Source organism: Streptomyces sp. NPDC019937 (genome assembly GCF_040631655.1).
Taxonomy (GTDB): Bacteria; Actinomycetota; Actinomycetes; order Streptomycetales; family Streptomycetaceae; genus Streptomyces.
Window position 1 is genome coordinate 1 of record NZ_JBEYAL010000061.1, and the last position, 20,287, is coordinate 20,287.

2 protein-coding genes are annotated in these 20,287 nt (G+C 72.4%); both read right to left on the reverse strand.

Annotation, left to right across the window (positions count from 1 at the left end; all coding sequences use genetic code 11):
- The coding region (locus ABZ562_RS37845) for an SDR family NAD(P)-dependent oxidoreductase (RefSeq protein WP_361489032.1) at nucleotides 1-10,698 on the reverse strand (10,698 nt) is incomplete at its 3' end.
- Nucleotides 10,699-10,756: 58 nt separating this feature from the next.
- Nucleotides 10,757-20,278 (reverse strand): type I polyketide synthase, encoded by a 9,522-nt coding sequence (locus ABZ562_RS37850; RefSeq protein WP_361489035.1) that lies wholly within the window; start codon nucleotides 20,276-20,278, stop codon nucleotides 10,757-10,759.
- Between the last annotated feature and the right edge of the window lie 9 nt (nucleotides 20,279-20,287).

The window sequence follows — 20,287 nt, forward strand, 5'->3', positions numbered from 1 at the left end:
CTCCCACACCGTCTCCAACAACAACCGCTGCTGCGCATCAGTCGCCAACGCCTCACGCGGACTCATCCCAAAAAACGCCGCATCAAACTCACCCGCATCATGCAAGAACCCACCCGCACGCGTCGACAGCTCCAGATCCCAACCCCGATCAACAGGAACCTCACCAACCGCATCCACCCCACCAGAGACCAACCGCCACAGATCATCCGGAGACGACACCCCACCCGGATACCGGCAAGCCATCCCCACGATCACCACCGGATCATCCGCCACCGACGGCAACACACCCACCGGCACCGACACACCCGTATCCGACCCCAGCAACTCATCAAACAGATGCTCCACCAGGGCCTGAGCAGTCGGATAGTCGAACACCAGCGTCGCCGGAAGCCGCAACCCCGTCGCCGCACTCAACCCATTACGCAGCTCCACCGCCATCAACGAATCAAAACCCAGATCACGGAACGACCGTCCCGGATCGATCGCCGCAGCACCCTGATGCCCCAGCACCATGGCCACCTGACCGCGCACCAGATCCAGCAGCACCTCCCCCTGCTCGACCTCGCCCAGGCCGATCAGGTTCTCGCCGAGGCCACTCGCCCCGGCCCGCCCGGCCGTACGACGACTCCGCACCAACCCACGGAGGAGAGGCGGAACATCACCCCCGGAGCGGAATACGGAAGGATCCAGCCGCACCGGCAGCACCACCGGTTCCCCAGCACCCACCGCAGCATCGAACAGCGCCACACCCTGCTCGACGGACAGGGGCGGGAATCCCGAGCGGTGCATCCGCTCCCGATCGGCCGCGCTCAGCTCACCGACCATGCCGTCAGACTGATCCCACGGCCCCCACGCCAACGACACACCCGGCAGACCCCGATCACGCCGGTACCGCACCAACGCATCCAGAAACGCATTCCCCGCCGCATAACTCCCCTGACCCGCACTGCCCAACGTCCCCGCCGCGGAGGAGAACACCACGAACGCAGACAGATCCATGCCCTGCGTCAGCTCATGCAGATACCACGCCGCATCCACCTTCGGACGCAACACCGCATCAACACGCCCCGGAGTCAACGCACCAATCAAACCATCATCGAGCACACCGGCCGCATGCACCACAGCCGAAATCTCACGCCCGGCCAGCACCCCCGCCAGCACATCCCGATCAGCCACATCACAGGCCACCACCTCGACACGGGCACCCAAGCCGGCGAGTTCCGCGACCAGGTCCTCAGCACCCGGCGAAGCCATCCCACGCCGGGACACCAGCAGCAGATCCCGCACACCACGCTCGGCCACCAGATGCCGCGCCACCACCGCACCCAGACCACCCGTACCACCCGAGACCAGCACGCTGCCCGGCCCATCCCACACCCGCACCGCAGAGTCGGACACACCCACCCGCGCCAACCGAGGCACCACCAACCGCCCCTCCCGAACCGCAACCTCGGGTTCCACCACACTCAGCGCCTCCGCCAGCAACGACCCCGAGCAACCCTCGCTTCCGAGATCCAGCAGACCAATCCGGCCCGGATGCTCCGACTGCGCCGACCGAAGCAAGCCTTGCGCGGCCGCGACGGCCGGGTCGTCAACAGCGCCTCGGACCGCCACCACGAGCCGAGCATCGACGAACCGCTCCCCCTCCAACCAGCGCTGTGTCAGATCCAAGGCGCGTGACACGGTGTCGTGGACCGTATCCACCATGCTCTCCGACCGGTCACCGGAGACAAGCGCCAGCACCACCTCCGGTACCGCGTCCTCAGCCAGCGCGGCCAGATCCGGATACGCGCCTACGGTGATTCCGTCGCCCGCCAGTTCATCGGCCAGACCACCATCGGGGCCGACCAGGGCCACCGGACCGGGAACCGCACGACCCGGCGCGGCCGGGGCCCACTCGACCCGGAACAGCGAGTCCCGATCGGGTACGGCCACAGCGTCCAGCTGCCCGGGGGTGATGGGACGCACCAGCAGGCTGCCCACCGTGACGACCGGCTGCCCGGCCATGTCGGCGATCGCGATGGCGATCTTGTCCGGCTCGGGGTGGGAGAGCCGGACCCGTACCGCCGTCGCCCCTGCGGCGTGCAGCGAGACCCCCTCCCATACGAACGGGAGCACGCCGTCTTCGATGGTCAAGGCCGTCGCATGCAGCACCGCGTCCAGCAGGGCCGGGTGAAGCCCAAAGCCATGTGCCTCGACACCCTCGTTCAGGCCCGCCTCGCCCAGGCCCACCTCGGCGAACACGTCGTCGCCGTGCCTCCAGGCCGCCCGCAGGCCCTGGAACACCGGACCGTAGTCGAACCCGGAATCTGCCCGGGCCGGGTAGAAATCGTCGAGATCGATCGGCTCCGCGCCCGCCGGAGGCCACACGGCGCCCTCACGTCCGGGCGTCTCAGAACCAGCGGCCGCGTACTCGGCGGAGAGCGTGCCCGCAGCATGCTGCGTCCATGGCGCGGATGCACTTCCCGCCGCGCCTTCAGGCCGGGCGTGGACGGTGACGGCGCGCCGGTCGTCGGCATCGGCGGCGCCCACGCGGACCTGGATCTGCACTGCGCCCCGTTCCGGCAGCACGAGCGGCGTGGCGAGGGTGAGTGTCTCGATCCGTGCGCAGCCGAACTCATCACCGGCCCGGATGGCCAATTCGACGAAAGCAGCTCCCGGCACCAGGATCCGGCCCATCACCGTATGGTCGGCCAGCCACGGATGCGAGGCCAACGACAGGCGACCGGAGAACACCACGCCATCCGAGTCCGCCAGGGGAACGGACGCACCCAGCAACGGGTGCTGGGCCGAGGTCAGCCCCAGGCCTGTGGCGTCCCGGGTCGCCGTCGGCGCTGAAGGCCAGTACCGCCGGTGCTGGAACGCGTAAGTGGGCAGCTCGACCCGGCGCGCGCCCGTGCCCGCGAAGTACGCCCGCCAGTCGACGGGCACACCCCTCACGTACATCTGCGCCAATGCGCTGACGGCCGCGGTCTCCTCCGGCCAGTCCTTGCGCAGCGCCGGGATGGCGACGGTGTCGTCCGGCGCCGAGTTCCCGACCAGCGCCGAGAGCACCCCGTCCGGGCCCAGTTCCAGGAAGGTCCGCACCCCCTCGTCGGACAGGGCCCGGATCCCGTCGGCGAACCGTACGGTCTCACGGACGTGGCGTACCCAGTACTCCGGTGAGCACAGCACCGAAACGTCTGCCGGCCGGCCGGTCAGGTTCGACACCACCGGCATCGTGGGCTCGTGGAAGGTGAGTTCCCCGACCACCGTACGGAACTCGTCCAGCATCGGATCCATCAGCGGCGAATGAAACGCGTGCGAGACCCGCAAACGGCTCGTCCTACGATCCTCCAAACGCCCGGCGATCTCCAGCACCGCCGGTTCCTCACCGGACAACACCACCGACAACGGCCCGTTCACCGCCGCGACCGACACCCGGTCCGACAACAACGGCGCGACCTCGTCCTCCGTCGCCTCGACCGCCACCATCGCACCACCGGGCGGCAGCGCCTGCATCAGCCGACCCCGCGCCGACACCAGCCGACACGCGTCCTCCAACGACAGCACACCCGCCACATGCGCCGCCGCCACCTCACCAATCGAATGCCCCGCCACGAAGTCCGGCCGCACACCAAACGACTCCACCAGCCGGAACAACGCCACCTCGACCGCGAACAAGGCAGGCTGGGCCCACCCGGTACCGTTCAAAGCCTCAGGATCGGCACCCCACATCACTCCCCGCACCAAATCACCAAGGTGCGCCAATACCTCATCCAACGCCTCCGCGAACACCGGGAACCGGCCATACAACTCCCGGCCCATACCCAGCCGCTGCGCACCCTGCCCCGAGAACACCACAGCCAACGGCCCGTCCCCGACAACACCACGCGCAACCTCATACACACCATCCACAACCGCATCCGCACCCGCCAGGAGCACCGCCCGGTGCTCGAACGCGGACCGGCCGGTCGCCAGCGAGAACCCGACATCCAACGGACCACTGCCGTCCGTAGCGGAGAGGAGCCGCTCCACCTGGGCATCCAAAGCGACGGCCGTCCGCCCCGACACCACCCACGGCACGACGCCAGGCACCACCGACGGCTCCTCGACCCGCTGCTCCGGCGACGACGCCTCCTCCACGATCACGTGCGCGTTGGTACCACTGACGCCGAACGACGAGACGCCCGCACGGCGCGGATGTTCCGAATCCGGCCAGGCGGTGGTTTCCCGCACCAGCTCGACATCGCCCACCGTCCAGTCGACGTGCGACGACGGAGCATCCACGTGCAGGGTGGGCGGCAGCACCCCGTGCCGCATCGCCATCACCGTCTTGATCACACCCGCGACACCCGCCGCAGCCTGCGTATGACCAATATTCGACTTCACCGACCCCAACAACAACGGACGCTCAGCATCCCGGTCCTGGCCATAGGTGGCCAGCAGCGCCTGCGCCTCGATCGGGTCACCGAGCGTCGTCCCGGTCCCGTGCGCCTCCACCACATCCACATCCACCGCGGACAGACCGCCACTGGCCAACGCCTGCCGGATCACCCGCTGCTGGGAGGGACCATTCGGCGCGGTCAACCCATTCGACGCGCCATCCTGATTCACCGCGCTGCCCCGCACTACGGCGAGTACCGGGTGCCCGTTCCGCTCAGCATCGGACAGCCGCTCCAGCACCAGCATGCCGACACCCTCGCCCCAGCCGACACCGTCGGCGGAGTCGGAGAAGGACTTGCAACGCCCGTCCGGCGCCAATCCACCCTGCCGCGAGAACTCCACGAACGTCGTCGGCGTGGACATCACCGTCACACCGCCGGCCAACGCCAGCGAGCACTCACCCGCACGCAACGCCTGTGCCGCCAGGTGCATCGCCACCAACGACGACGAACACGCCGTATCAACCGTCACCGTCGGACCCTCAAGCCCGAGCGTGTACGAGACGCGGCCCGACGCCACACTCGGCGCACTGCCGTTGCCCCGGAACGCCTCGAACTCGTCGCCGGTGAGCAAGGTCCGGTAGTCGTTGTACATGACCCCGGCGAACACGCCGGTCCGGCTGCCGCGCAGCGACACCGGATCGATGCCCGTGCGCTCGATCGCCTCCCACACGGTCTCCAGCAGCAGCCGCTGCTGCGCGTCGGTCGCCAGGGCCTCGCGCGGGCTCATCCCGAAGAAGTCGGAGTCGAACTGCGCAGCCTCGTGCAGGAAGCCACCGGCACGGGTCGACGAGGTCCCGGGGCGCTCGGGGTCCGGGTGGTAGAGCCCGTCCGTATCCCAGCCTCGGTCCGCCGGGAATTCCGACACCGCGTCCACGCCTCCGGCCACCAGATCCCACAGCTGGTCGGGGGACGACACCCCGCCCGGGTAGCGGCACGCCATGCCCACGATCACCACCGGATCGTCGGCGACCGGCACCGGCGCGCTCACCGGGCCATCTGCCACCGCCTCCGCGGGCCCGGCGGAGAACTCCTGGCTCAGGTGGTCGGCAAGTGTCTTCGGCGTCGGGTAGTCGAACACCAGGGTTGCCGGGAGCCGCAGTCCGGTCGCCGCACTCAGCCCGTTGCGCAACTCGACGGCCGTGAGCGAGTCGAAGCCCAGGTCGCGGAAGGCCCGCACGGGATCGACCGTTGCCGGGCTTTCGTGGCCGAGGACCAGCGCGACCTGGCCGCGGACCAGCTCCAGCAGGGCCGCGTCGCGGTCCGGGCGGCTCAGTGCGGCGAGCCGGTCGGTCAGGCCGCCACCACCACCGCCACCGTCACCAACGTTGACGGTCGGGCTGGTGGCGCGGCGGATCGGGGTGCGTACCAGGCCCCGCAGCACCGGTGGGACCTCCCCGCGCGCACGCAGGGTGGGCAGGTCCAGTCTGATCGGGAGCACCGCGGACCGGCCGGTGGCCAACGCGGCGTCGAACAGGGCCACGCCTTGTCGGGCGGTCAGGGGCGGGAAACCCGAGCGGCTCAGGCGGGCCCTGTCGATCTCGGTCAGACCGCTGGTCATCCCGCTGCCGTCGGCCTGGGCCCACGGGCCCCACGCCAGCGATACCCCGGGTAGCCCGAGGCTCCGGCGGTGCTCGGCCAGGGCGTCGAGGAAAGCGTTCGCGGCGGCGTAGTTGGCCTGCCCCGGCCCGCCCAGGATACCGGCGGCGGAGGAGAACATCACGAACGCCGACAGGTCCAGGCCCAGGTCACGCGTCAGTTCGTGCAGATGCCAGGCCGCGTCGACCTTCGGCCGCAGCACGGCGCCGACGCGTTCCTCGGTGAGGGCACCGACCACTCCATCGTCGAGCACCCCGGCGGTGTGCACCACGGCGGATACGTCGTGGCGGGTCAGCAGTTCCGCGAGGGCGGGGCGGTCGGCGACGTCGCAGGCCACGGTATGTACCCGCGCGCCGAGCCCGGTCAGTTCGGAGGCGAGGGCTCCGGCGCCGGGGGCCTCGGCTCCACGTCGCGACGCGAGCAGCAGGTCCCGTACACCGTGTTCGGTCACGAGGTGACGGGCCAGCACCGCGCCCAAGCCGCCGGTGCCACCGGTGATCAGGACCGTGCCGGCTTCGTCCCAGCCGGCGGCCTCGGTTCCGTGTGGCACGCGGGACAGCCGGGGGGCGAGGATCTGCCCGTCGCGGATGAGGATTTCCGGTTCCGGCACGGTCAGCGCCCTCGACAGCAGTGCTCCCGGCACCGTGTCGTCGCCCAGGGTCTGATCCAGGTGGAGCAGGGTGACGCGGTCGGGGTGTTCGGACTGCGCGGACCGCAGCAGGCCCCACGCCGCCGCCGCGGCGAGGTCACCGGGGGTCCGGGACACCAGGACCAGCCGGGAACCGGCGAACCGCTCGTCCGCCAGCCAGTGCTGTACGAGCCTCAGCGCCCGTGCGACCGTGGCGTGGACGGCGTCTATCGTGTTCTGTCCGGGTACGGGCGCGAGCTCGGCCAGCACCACGTCCGGGACCGGGTGCTCCACGAGCGCGTCCAGGTCCGCGTGTACCTCGACGCCCGCGTCGCCCTGCCGCAGAGCGTCGGTCAGGCCGTGACCGGCGGGATTCGGCTGCGGGCCGGGGCCCAGGGGGCCATCCGGCCGGATGACGGCGACGGAGCCCGCCCGGACCGTGCCAGACCCTGCCGGTACGGGCGTCCAGTCGAGGCCGAACAGCGAATCCGCGTCCACGGCCGACGGGCCGTCGTCCAGCCGACCGTCCGGGACCGGGCGAGTGACGAAGGAGTCAACGGACGCGATCAGGTCACCGGCCGTGTCGGCGATGGCGATCGACACGGCGTCGTGCTGGATCCGCGACAGCCGGGCCCGCACCGTCGTAGCCCCGGACGCGTACAGCGACACGCCTTGCCAGGAGAACGGGAGGCCGCCCTCGCTGATCGCGCCGAGATCGGCGAAGGACGAGGCGTGCTGCGCGGTGTCGAGAAGGGCGGGGTGGAGGCAGAACGCACCGGCATCCGCCGGGCCGCCCGTCTCGGCCTCCCGGGGGAGGGCGACCTCGGTGAACAGCTCGGTGCCCCGGCGCCAGGCCGCCCGCAGGCCCTGGAACGCCGGGCCGTAGGTGAAGCCCAGGTCGGCGAGGTGTGCGTAGCAGTCGCCGAGCTCGATCCGCTCGGCGCCCGCAGGCGGCCACACCGTGGCGTCGAATACCGTTCCCGCCTCGGTCGTGCCGCCGCTCCGGCCGAGCAGGCCCGAGGCGTGCTCGGTCCACGGAGTGGCATCCGCCGCCGCTTCGGTCCGCGCGTGGACCGTGATGGCACGGCGGCCGTCGCCGCGCTCGGCGCCCACGCGCACCTGGATCCGTACGGCGCCCTGTTCGGGCAGCACCAGTGGCGCGGCCAGCGTGAGTTCATCGATCCGGTCGCAGCCGAACTCGTCGCCCGCGCGGATCGCCAACTCCAGGAAGGCCGTGCCCGGCACCAGAATGCGGCCGCGCACCACATGGTCGGCGAGCCAGGGATGGGACAGCACGGACAGGCGGCCGGTGAACACGGCGCCGTCGCCGTCGGCGAGTTCCACCGCCGCGCCCAGCAGCGGATGGTCCGCGGCGCCCAGCCCGAGTCCGGTGGCGTCCCGGACGCGCGTGGTGCCCGAGGGCCAGTACCGTCGGCGCTGGAACACCGTGGTCGGCAGGTCCACCCGGCGCGCGCCCGTGCCCGCGAACACGACGGGCCAGTCGACCGACGTGGCCGTCACATGCAGCCGCGCCAGACCGGTGACGAGGGCGAGTTCCTCTCCACGGTCCTTGCGCAGCGCCGGGATGGCGACGGTGTCGTCCGGCGCCGAGTCCCGGACCAGCGCCGAGAGCACCCCGTCCGGGCCCAGTTCCAGGAAGGTCCGCACCCCCTCGTCGGACAGGGCCCGGATCCCGTCGGCGAACCGTACGGTCTCACGGACGTGGCGTACCCAGTACTCCGGTGAGCACAGCACCGAAACGTCTGCCGGCCGGCCGGTCAGGTTCGACACCACCGGCATCGTGGGCTCGTGGAAGGTGAGTTCCCCGACCACCGTACGGAAGTCATCCAGCATCGGATCCATCAGCGGCGAATGAAACGCGTGCGAGACCCGCAAACGGCTCGTCCTACGATCCTCCAAACGCCCGGCGATCTCCAGCACCGCCGGTTCCTCACCGGACAACACCACCGACAACGGCCCGTTCACCGCCGCGACCGACACCCGATCGGACAACAACGGCGCGACCTCGTCCTCGGTCGCCTCGACCGCCACCATCGCACCACCGGGCGGCAGCGCCTGCATCAAACGAGCCCGCGCGGACACCAAAGCACACGCGTCCTCAAGCGACAGCACACCGGCCACGTGTGCTGCCGTCACCTCGCCGATCGAATGGCCACCCACGAAGTCCGGCCGCACTCCAAAGGACTCCACCAGCCGGAACAACGCCACCTCGACCGCGAACAGGGCGGGCTGGGCCGACCCGGTACTGTTCAGGGCCTCCGCGTCATCACCCCACATCACCCCCCGCACCGAGTCGCCAAGGTGCGCGAGTACGGCATCCAGCGCCTCCGCGAACACCGGGAACCGGCCATACAACTCCCGGCCCATACCCAGCCGCTGCGCACCCTGCCCCGAGAACACCACAGCCAACGGCCCGTCCCCGACAACACCACGCGCCACCTCATACACACCATCCGCACCCGCCAGGAGCACCGCCCGGTGCTCGAGCGCGGACCGGCCGGTCGCCAGCGAGAACCCGACATCCAACGGACCACTGCCGTCCGTAGCGGAGAGGAGCCGGTCCACCTGGGCATCCAAAGCGACGGCCGTCCGCCCCGACACCACCCACGGCACGACGCCAGGCACCACCGACGGCTCCTCGACCCGCTGCTCCGGCGACGACGCCTCCTCCACGATCACGTGCGCGTTGGTACCACTGATCCCGAACGACGACACTCCGGCTCGCCGGGGACGTCCCGTCTCGGGCCACACGGTGTGCTCCGCCAGCAACTGGACCGCACCGGCCGTCCAGTCCACGTTGGAGGAGGGCACCTCGGAGTGCAGGCTGCGCGGCAGCTCCCCGTGCCGCAGGGCCATCACCGTCTTGATCAGGCCCGCTACCCCGGCGGCGCCCTGGGTGTGGCCGATGTTGGACTTCACCGACCCCAGCAGCAACGGGTGTTCGCGCTCCTGCCCGTACGTGGTCAGCAGGGCCTGCGCCTCGATGGGGTCGCCGAGCGTGGTGCCGGTGCCGTGCGCCTCCACCGCGTCCACCTGATCCGCGGTGAGGTCGGCGCTGTCCAGGGCGGCCCGGATCACTCGCTGTTGCGCGGGGCCGTTCGGGGCGCTCAGGCCGTTGGATGCGCCGTCCTGGTTGATCGCGGTGCCGCGCACCACGGCGAGCACGGGGTGTCCGTTGCGCCGGGCGTCCGACAGCCGCTCCAGGACCAGTACCCCCGCGCCCTCGCTCCAGCCGACTCCGTCGGCCGCGTCGGAGAAGGGCTTGCAGCGCCCGTCGGAGGCCAGCCCGCCCTGCGCGGTGAACGAGACGAAGATGCCGGGCGTGGACATCACGGTCGCGCCACCGGCCAGCGCCAGAGTGCATTCGTCCGACCGCAGTGACTGCACCGCCCAGTGCAGCGCGACCATCGAGGAGGAGCAGCCCGTGTCGACGGTGACGGCGGGGCCTTCGAGACCGAGTACGTACGACAGCCGCCCGGAGATGACGCCCGCCGCATGGCCGGTGGTGGAGTAGATCTCCATGTCCTCGCGGGCCGCCGCGACCACCTTTCCATAGTCCTGCCCGGTGGTTCCGGCGAACACTCCGGTCCGGCTGCCGCGCAGCCGCGTCGGCGCGATCCCGGCCCGTTCCAGCGCCTCCCAGGCGGTCTCCAGGAGCAGCCGCTGCTGCGGGTCCATCGCGACCGCCTCCCGCGGCGAGATGCCGAAGAAGGCGGGATCGAACTCCGTCGCGTGGTCGAGGAAGCCGCCTTGGCGAGCGAGGCTGCGGCCGCGCCCGTCGCCGTGGAGCCTGGCCAGGTCCCATCCCCGGTCGGCCGGGAAGTCCGACATCACGTCCCGGCCCTCGACGACCAGTTGCCACAGGTCTTCGGGCGAGGCCACGCCGCCGGGGAACCGGCAGCCGATGCCGACGATGGCGATCGGCTCGACCGCCGACGCGGTCAGCCGCTGGTTCTGCCGACGCAGCCGCTCGTTCTCCTTGAGGGAGGACCGGAGCGCTTCGATGTACTGGTTGAAGGTGTTCATGCACGCTCTCTCGGGTCGGGCGTGAGTCCGGCTGTGGCGCCGTGCGCCATGCCGTGCGTCATTCCGTGGTGGTCTCGGCCGCCAGCCGCAGCAGGCTCTCGCCGTCGAGGTCGTCAAGGTCGTCGAGGTCGTTTTCGGGACCGGTCCGAGCGGGGACCGCACGAGTGGTGTCGTCGCCGCCGCTGTCCGCGAGTTGCAGCACCAGGTCCAGCAGTCCGGCCTTGCGCAGCCTGCTCGGCGGGATGGAAGCCAGGACCCGGCGGGCCTCCGCGTCGGGGTCCTCGGCGGGCTCCCGTGTACCGGGGAACAGCTCGGCCCCGATGTGCCCGGCGAGGGCGGTGGGATTCGGGTGGTCGAAGACCAGCGCGGCCGGCAGGGGCAGCCCGGTCACCGTCTTGAGCCGGTTCCGTAGTTCCACCGCGCTCACCGAATCGAAGCCGAGGTCACGGAAGGCCCGGTCGGCCGGGACGGCGTCCGTCTCGGAGTGGCCGAGGGCCGCGGCCACCTCGGCCCGTACGGCGTCGAGCAGGACTCGGCGCCGTTCCGCGTCGGGCAGTCCGGCGAGGCGGTGCGGCAACGACGGCGTACCGTCCGGGGTTTTGTCCCCGGTGTCCCCGGTGTCCCCGGCCTTCCCCGCGGTATCGGCGGGCGCCGGTTCGCGGGCTTCCGGCAGGCCGGACAGCAGCGGGCTGGGACGGGACACGGTGAAGCTGGGGGCGAACGCGGCCCAATCCATCGCCGATACCGTCATGGTGGTCCGGTCGTCGTCAAGGACCCGCTGGAGCGCGGCGATGGCCGTGGGCGGCTCCATCGGCAGAACGCCACGCTTCGCCAGCCGTTCCACCAGGCCGGGGTCGGTGGCCATACCCGCCTCGCCCCAGGCGCCCCAGGCGATCGACGTGGCGGTCAGGCCCCGGGCACGGCGGTGTTCGGCCAGCGCGTCGAGGTAGGCGTTGCCCGCCGCGTAGCCGGGCTGCCCGCCGCTGCCCCAGGCCGAGGCGCCCGAGGAGAACAGCACGAACGCGTCCAGCCGGGCGTCCGTGGTCAGTTCGTGCAGGTTGAGCGCGGCGGTCAGCTTGGGCCGCATCAGCGCGTCCAGCCGGTCGGGGGTCAGCGACGCCGCTTCGCTGTCTCCGTCCGACACCCCGGCGGCGTGGATCACCGCGGACAGCGGAAATTGGGGGAACTCGGCAGGAATGGCCGACAGCACGGCGGAGAGCGCGTCGCGGTCGGCCGCGTCGCAGGCCACGACCGTCACCCGCGCGCCCAGGCCCTCCAGTTCGGCGCGGAGTGCGGTGACGCCCGGCGCGTCCGGGCCACGACGGCCGGCGAGCACGACGTGCCCGGCGCCGCGCTCGACGGCCCACCGGGCGAGATACGGTCCCAGCCCGCCGGTGCCGCCCGTGATGAGCACGGTCCCGCGGGTACGCCACGGCCGCTCGGGCCGCGCGGAGGCGGTCTCGGCGTGGAACAGCCGGCGGCCGAAGGCGCCCGACGCGCGGACCGCGACCTGGTCCTCGCCGTCCAGGCCCGCCAGTACTCCGGTCAAGCGAGCGGCGGCGCGCTGGTCCAGCGTCTCCGGGAGGTCCACCAGGCCGCCCCACAGGCCCGGTTGTTCGAGCGCGACGACCCTGCCGAAGCCCCACAGCGCGCCCTGCACCGGGTGGCTGACCCGGTCGTCCCGCGCGGCCGAGACGGCGCCGCGCGTGACGCACCACAGCGGCGCGCGCAGCCGCGCGTCGCCCAGCGCCTGGACCAGGGCGAGGGTCGCGGACAGTCCGCTCGGGACGGAGGTGAACCCGGAGTGCGGCCGCTCGGCGAGGCCCAGCAGCGAGAGGACTCCGGTGAACGTCGTGGCGGGGTGAGGAGAGCTCTCACCGGCATGGGCGAGTCGGGCCGCCAACTGCTCGCGGTCGGTGTCCTCGGTGGACTCGACGTCGATCCGCACCACGTCCGGGCCCAGGGCGTCGAGCACCGCTTCGGCCCATGGGTCACCCTCGTATTCGGCCGGGACCACCGCGAGCCACCTGCCGGTGGGCAGGGTGGTCGCGGGTTCCCGCAGCCGGGTCCAATCGGCCCGGTAGCACCAGGAACCCGCGGCCGACCGCCGCCGGTACTGCTCGCGCCACGCGGACAGTGCGGGCAGCACGGCGGAGAGGGATTCCTGACCGCCGTCGGCGTCGACGCCCAATTCCGCGGAGAGCGCGTCGAGGTCGCCGCTCTCCACGAGTGTCCAGAAGGCGGCGTCCTCACCGTCGGTGGCGCCGGTGCCACGGGTGGCCTGCGCGCGCTCCGCGGCGGGCTCCGGCCAGTAACGCCGGTGCTGGAACGGGTAGGTGGGCAGGTCGACGGAGCCGCCGCAACCGTCCGGGAGCGCCGTACGCCAGTCAACCGGGAGCCCGCGCACCCAGCCCTCGGCGATCGAGGTCACGAAGCGCCGGGCGCCGCCGTCGTTCCGGCGGATCGAGCCGAGGACGACCGCCTCGTCGGCGCCCGCCGTCTCGCAGGTCTCCTCGATCGCGCCGGCCAGCAGCGGATGCGGGTTCGTCTCGACGAAGATCCGGTGGCCGTCGGCCAGCAGCGACCGGGTCGCCTGCTCCATGCGCACCATCTGCCGCAGGTTCGCGTACCAGTAGTCGGCGTCCAGCGTGGCCGTGTCCAGCCGCTCACCGGTCACCGTGGAGTAGAACGGGACCCGCGAGGACACCGGGCGCAGCGACGCCAGGACGGTCAGCAGTTCGTCCCGTACGGCTTCGGCCTGCGGTCCGTGGCCCGCGATGTCGGATCGCACCTTGCGGGTGCGCAGGCCCTGGGCCTCGCACTCCCGCATCAGCTCGTCCAGCGCCGCCGGATCTCCGGAGACCACCACGGACGAGGGCCCGTTCAGCACCGCCAGGGACAGCCTCCCCGGCCAGGATTCCAGCAGCGGGCCCACCCGCCCGGCGGGGGCGGCGACCGACATCAGGCCGCCGTGCCCGGCCAGCTTCAGCATCGTCCTGCTGCGCAGCGCGATGAGCGTGGCGGCGTCATCGAGCGACAGGGCGCCGGCGATATGAGCCGCGGCGACCTCGCCCTGTGAATGCCCTACGACGGCGCCGGGTTCGACGCCGTGGGAGCGCCACAGTTCGGCCAGCGCCACCATCATCGCGAACAGCGCGGGCTGTACGACATCGGCCCGTTCCAGCGCTTCGGGATCCCCGGAACCGGCCAGCAGGTCGGTCAGCGACCAGTCGATGTGAGGGGCGAGTGCGTCGGCGCAGGCGGTCACGGTGTTCCGGAAGACGCGGGAGGCCGCGAAGAGTTCCCGGCCCATGCCCCACCATTGCGAGCCCTGGCCCGGGAAGACGAACACCGGGCCGGTCTCGTTCTCCAGCGCGGTCCCGCGTACCAGGCCGGAAGCGCTGCCCTGGGCCGCCAGTGTGTCGAGGGAGCGCAGGCGTTCGTCGCGGTTGTTCCCGAGCACGACCGCACGGTGGTCGAAGGCGGAGCGGGTGGTGGCGAGGGACCATCCCACCTCGGCGGGCGGGGATGTCGGGTTTTCCAGCGCGAACGCCCGCAACCGTGCGGCCTGTTCGCCGAGCGCCGTCGCGGACCGCGCCGAGAGCACCCACGGTAGGGGGCCGTCGGTCTCGGGGGCGGGGTGTGCACGGGTGTCGGGTGCCTCCTCCAGGATGACGTGTGCGTTCGTTCCGCTGATGCCGAACGCCGAGACCCCGGCACGGCGCGGCCGGTCCGCCCGGGGCCACTGCCGCTGCTCGGTGAGGAGTTCCACGGCGCCGGAGGACCAGTCCACCCGCGAGGACGGGGTGTCGGCGTGCAGGGTGCGGGGGAGCGTGTCGTGCCGCAGGGCCAGCACCGTCTTGATGACGCCCGCGACCCCGGCCGCGGCCTGGGTGTGGCCGATGTTGGACTTGAGCGAGCTCAGCCACAGCGGCCGGTCCGCCGGCCGCTGCCGGCCGTAGGTGGCCAGCAACGCTCCCGCCTCGATCGGGTCGCCGAGCCGGGTGCCGGTGCCGTGTGCCTCCACGGCGTCGATGTCCGCGCCGGACAGGCCCGCGTCGGCGAGCGCCTGGCGGATGACGCGCTGCTGGGAGGGGCCATTGGGCGCGGTCAAGCCGTTCGACGCCCCGTCCTGGTTGACCGCGCTCCCCCGTACCACCGCGAGGATCCGGTGCCCGTTGCGCTGCGCGTCCGACAGGCGCTCGACCACCACCACGCCGACGCCTTCGGAGTATCCGGTGCCGTCCGCGTCGTCGGAGAACGCCTTGGCCCGGCCGTCGCGGGCGATCGCACCCAGCCGGGAGATCCGGGCGAAGCTCGCCGAGTCGGTCATCACGGTTGCCCCGCCGACCAGGGCCAGCGAGCACTCGCCCGCGCGCAGCGCCCGCGTCGCCAGGTGCAGGGCGACCAGGGAGGAGGAGCATGCGGTGTCCACGGTGACGGCGGGACCCTCGAACCCGAAGGTGTAGGACAGCCGGCCGGAGAGCACGCTCGCCGCGAGTCCGGTGGCGGCGTGGGCCGCCATGTCCTCGCGGGATCCGGTCACTACGTGCGCGTAGTCCTGCCCGTTGCTGCCCATGAAGACCCCGGTGCTGCTGCCGCGAAGGGTCCGCGGGTCGAGTCCTGAGCGTTCGACAGCCTCCCAGGACACTTCGAGCAGCAGCCGCTGCTGCGGATCCATGGTCACCGCCTCGCGTGGCGAGATGCCGAAGAACGGGGCGTCGAACTCGGCCGCGTCGTAGAGGAATCCCCCCTCGAAGCGCGCGCCGTTCCACGGCCCGTCGCCGTCGAAGACGCCGAGGTCCCAGCCGCGGTCGGCGGGAAAGTCCGAGATGGCGTCCCGCCCCTCGGCCAGCAGCTCCCACAGCTGCTCGGGGGTGTTCACGCCGCCGGGCAGCCGACAGGCCATGCCCACGATCGCCAGCGGTTCGTCGGCGGCCCCGGCCGGTGCCGCGGGCGGGACCGGTACGTCCGGGGCGGACGGTTCACCGCCCAGTCCGGCCAGCAGCTGTTCGGCCAGCAGCCGGGGGGTCGGGTAGTCGAATACGACGCCGGTGGGCAGCGCCAGTCCTGTCTCGGCCGCGAGTTGGTTGCGCAGCTCCACCGCGGTCAGGGAGGTGAATCCGGAGTCCCGGAAGGCTTTGTCCGCGTGCACCAGGTGCGTCGCGTTCGCGGACGAGTGCCCGAGCACGGCGGCCGCGCGCTCCCGTACCGTCTCCAGCGCCCGCGCGGCCCGCTCGGCTTCCGGGAGGTCGCGCAGCCGCGGCACCGGTGCGCTGTCCTCGCGGGGCGCGCGCCGCGCGTACGGCAGCTCTTCCAGCAGTGGGGTCCGGCGCAGGCCGGAGGGCGGGGCCTGCGACGCGAAGTGCGACAGGTCGGCGACCACCAGCGTCGGATGCGGTTCGGTGACCGCCTCGGACAGCGCCGAGACCGCGAGCCGCGGATCCAGCCTGGCGAGCGCGACACCGCCGGATGCTCCGGAACCCGGTCGGGCGGCCATGCCGGCGCCGCCCCAGCCTCCCCAGGCGATCGAGGTCGCGGGCAGGCCCCGCGCGTGCCGACCCTGCGCCAGCGCGTCCAGTGAGGCGTTGGCGGCCGCGTAGTTGGCTTGTCCGGGATTGCCCACGACCGACGTCACGGAGGAGAACAGGACGAACGCCGACAGGTCCGCGTCCCGCGTGAGCTCGTCGAGCAGAAGGGCCGACGCGACCTTGGCGCGGAACACCGCGGCGAACCGGTCCGGGGTCAGCCGGTCGAGTACGCCGTCGTCGAGCACACCCGCCGCGTGCACCACCCCGGTCAGCGGCCGGTCGGCCGGGATGTCCGCCAGTACGGCCTCCAGCCCCGCCCGGTCCGCGGCGTCGCAGGCGGCGATGGTGACGTCCGCGCCCAGCTCGGTCAGCTCCCGGCGCAGGTCCGCCGCGCCCGAGGCGGCGGGGCCGCTCCGGCTGACGAGCAGCAGGCGCGGTCCGCCGCTCCCGGCCGATCCGGAGGTGGCCGACCCGCGTCGGGCGAGCGCGCGCGCCACATGCGCGCCGAGCGCACCGGTCCCGCCCGTGATCAGCACCGTGCCGGATGGCTCCCACTCCGCCGCGGGGCGCGGGGCCGGGGCCGCCACCAGCCTGCGTACGTACGTACCGGACGGCCGTACGGCGACCTGGTCCTCGCCGTCCCGGCCCGCCAGTACCGCGACGAAGGCGGCGGCCGAGGGCTCGTTCAGCTCGGTGGGCAGGTCGATCAGGCCACCCCAGCGGTCCGGGTACTCCAACGCGGCCACGCGTCCCAGCCCCCACACCGCCGCCTGCGCCGGGCCGGCCGGGTGCTCGGCGTCGTTCACGGCCACCGCGCCGCGCGTGACGCACCACAACGGGCAGTGCAGTCCGGCATCGCCCAGGGCCTGCACCAGCGTGGTCGTGCGGACGAGTCCGGCGGGTACTGCCGTGTCGTCCGCTGATTCGTCCGCTGCCAGCAGGGAGACCACCCCGGCCAGGGACGGAAGACCGCCGGTCGCGGTGGTGAGGCGTTCGGCGAGGGCGGTACGGTCGGCTTCCCGGGCTTCGATGCGGACGGTGTCCGGCCCCAGGGCATCGGCGACGGTGGAGTTCCAGTCCTCGTCCGGCCCGCCCGGCGGGGTGACGACCAGCCAGGTACCTGATGCCTTCCCGGGCGGGAAGCTCCGCCGCCGCCAGGCCTCGCGGTGGCGCCACGAGTCCACGGTGGACCTCTGACGGTGCCGGGTCCGCCACGAGGACAAGGCGGGCAGCACGACGCGCAGCACCGCGGCGTCGGCGTCCAGGTTCGTCGCCAGCGATGCGACGTCCTCCCGCTCCACCGCCGCCCAGAACTCCGCCTCGGCGCCGCCGGCGTCCCGGACGGGTGTGTCCGCGACCGGCGCGAACCGCTGGTGCTGGAACGGGTAGGTGGGTACGTCGACCCGGTGCGCGCCGGTGTCCGCGAACAGCTCGGGCCAGTCGACGGCCACCCCCGATACGTGGAGCCGCGCCAGCGCGGTCACGGCCGCGAGTTCTTCGCCGATGTCCTCGCGCAGCAACGGAACGACGACGGCGTCGGGCGCCAGGGACTCCTGGGCCATGGCCGTGAGGACGCCGTTCGGTCCCAGCTCCAGCCAGGCACCGGCGCCCTCGGCGGCGATCGCGCGCACGCCGTCGGCGAACCGTACGGTCTCGCGGACGTGGCGCACCCAGTAGTCGGGCGAGCCCAGTTCACCGTCGGTCGCGAGTCTCCCCGTCACATTCGACACGACCGGAATGCGCGGCTCATGGAACGTGAGCCCGCCGACGGCCGCACGGAACTCCTCCAGCATCGGATCCACCAGCGCCGAATGAAACGCATGGCTGACAGCCAGTCTCCTCGTCCGACGGCCCTCCAACCGCGCGGCGACTTCCTCGACCGCGTTCTCCTCGCCGGACAGCACCACCGACGACGGCCCGTTCACCGCCGCCACCGACACCTCACCGGACAGCAACGGCCGGACCTCGTCCTCAGCCGCCTCGACAGCCACCATCGCCCCGCCACCGGGCAGGCCCTGCATCAGCCGGGCCCTGGCCGCCACCAGCGCACAGGCGTCGGCGAGGGACAGCACTCCCGCGACGTGAGCGGCCGCGACCTCACCGATCGAGTGCCCGGCCAGGTAGTCGGCCCTCAGGCCCCATGTCTCCGCGAGGCGGAACAGGGCTACTTCGATGGCGAACAGAGCGGGTTGGGCGAAACCGGTGCGGTTCAGCCGCTCGGCGTCCTCGCCCCAGATCACGTCGCGGAGGAGACCGGTGGTGCCGGGCGGTGGCAGGTGCTCGGACAGCTCCACGAGTACCGCGTCGAATGCTTCCGCGAAGGCCGGGAAGCGCGCGTGCAGTTCGCGGCCCATGCCGATCCGCTGGCTGCCCTGTCCCGAGAACAGCACCGCCAGTGGCCGTTCGGCCGCGACGCCCCTGGCGAGTTCCGGTGCGCCCTCGGCGGAGCCCAGCAGCACGGCGCGGTGCTCGAAGACCGACCGGCCCTTCGCCAGGGAGAATCCGGTGTCGGCCGGGGAAGCCGGCCCGCCCCGCAGGGACCGCACCCGGAGGAGATGCTCGTCGAGGGCGGCGCCGGTCCTGGCGGAGACCACCCAGGGCACCGCGTCCGGCACGACCCGCACCGGGGCGGCGTCGCTCTCCGGCGCCCCCGGGGCCCCGGGTGTTTCGGGGGCCTGTTCCAGGACGACATGGGCGTTCGTACCGCTGATCCCGAACGACGACACCCCCGCGCACCGGGCCCGGCCGGTCTCCGGCCACGCGATGGTCTCGCGCAGCAGCGCGACCCGGCCGGCGGACCAGTCCACCCGCGTGGAGGGCGTTTCGGCGTGCAGCGTACGAGGCAGCGTGGCGTGGCGCATCGCCTGCACCATCTTGATGACCCCGGCGACTCCGGCGGCCGCCTGCGTGTGGCCGATGTTCGACTTGAGCGAGCCCAGCCACAGCGGGCGGTCCGGCTCCCGGCCCTGGCCGTACGTGGCGAGCAGCGCCTGCGCCTCGATGGGGTCCCCGAGCCGGGTCCCGGTGCCGTGCGCCTCGACCACGTCCACGTCGGAGGTGGTCAGCGCGGCGTTCTCCAGTGCCTGCCGGATGACCCGCTCCTGCGCCGTTCCGTTCGGTGCCGTCAGGCCGTTCGAGGCGCCGTCGGAGTTCACCGCGCTGCCGCGCACCACCGCGAGTACGGGATGACCGTGCCGCCGCGCGTCCGACAGCCGTTCGACGACGAGCACCCCGATGCCTTCGGACCAGCCGGTGCCGTCCGCCTGCTCGGAGAACGCCTTGCACCGCCCGTCCGGGGCCAGCCCGCCCTGCCTGCCGAACTCCGGGAAGATCGCCGGGTCCGACAGCACCGTGACCCCGCCGACGACGGCGAGCGAGGACTCCCCGCCACGCAGCGACCGCACCGCCATGTCCAGCGCGACCAGCGAGGACGAGCACGCGGTGTCCACCGTGACGGCCGGGCCCTCCAGACCCAGGGTGTAGGCGAGGCGGCCGGAGAGAACGCTGGCCGCGGTGCCGGTCATCACGTGGCCCTGCTGGTCGTCGCCGTCCGCGTCCGGCGGCTGCCGGTAACCCCAGTGGTAGGTGCCGACGTACACGCCGGAGCGGCTGCCGCGCAGGGTCAGCGGGTCGATCCCGGCCCGTTCCAGCGCCTCCCAGGACACCTCCAGCAGCAGCCTCTGCTGCGGGTCCATCGCCGCGGCCTCGCGCGGGGAGATGCCGAAGAAGCCCGGGTCGAACTCGGTCGCCCCGGCCAGGAATCCGCCCTCGTGGGTGGGGCTGCCGCCCGGGCCGTCGCCGTGCAGAGCGCTCAGGTCCCAGCCGCGGTCGGTGGGAAACCCCGTGATGGCGTCCCCGTCGGCGCGGACCAGTTCCCACAGCTCCTCGGGGGAGCCGATCCCGCCGGGCAGGCGGCAGCCCATGCCGACGATCGCGATGGGTTCGCCGGCGCGCTGCTCCAGTTCCTCGACCCGCGCTCGCGCCCGCCGCAGGTCGGCGGTGACCCGCCTGAGGTACTCGACGATTTTTCCCTGCTGGTCTTCTGGCACCGGACCGTC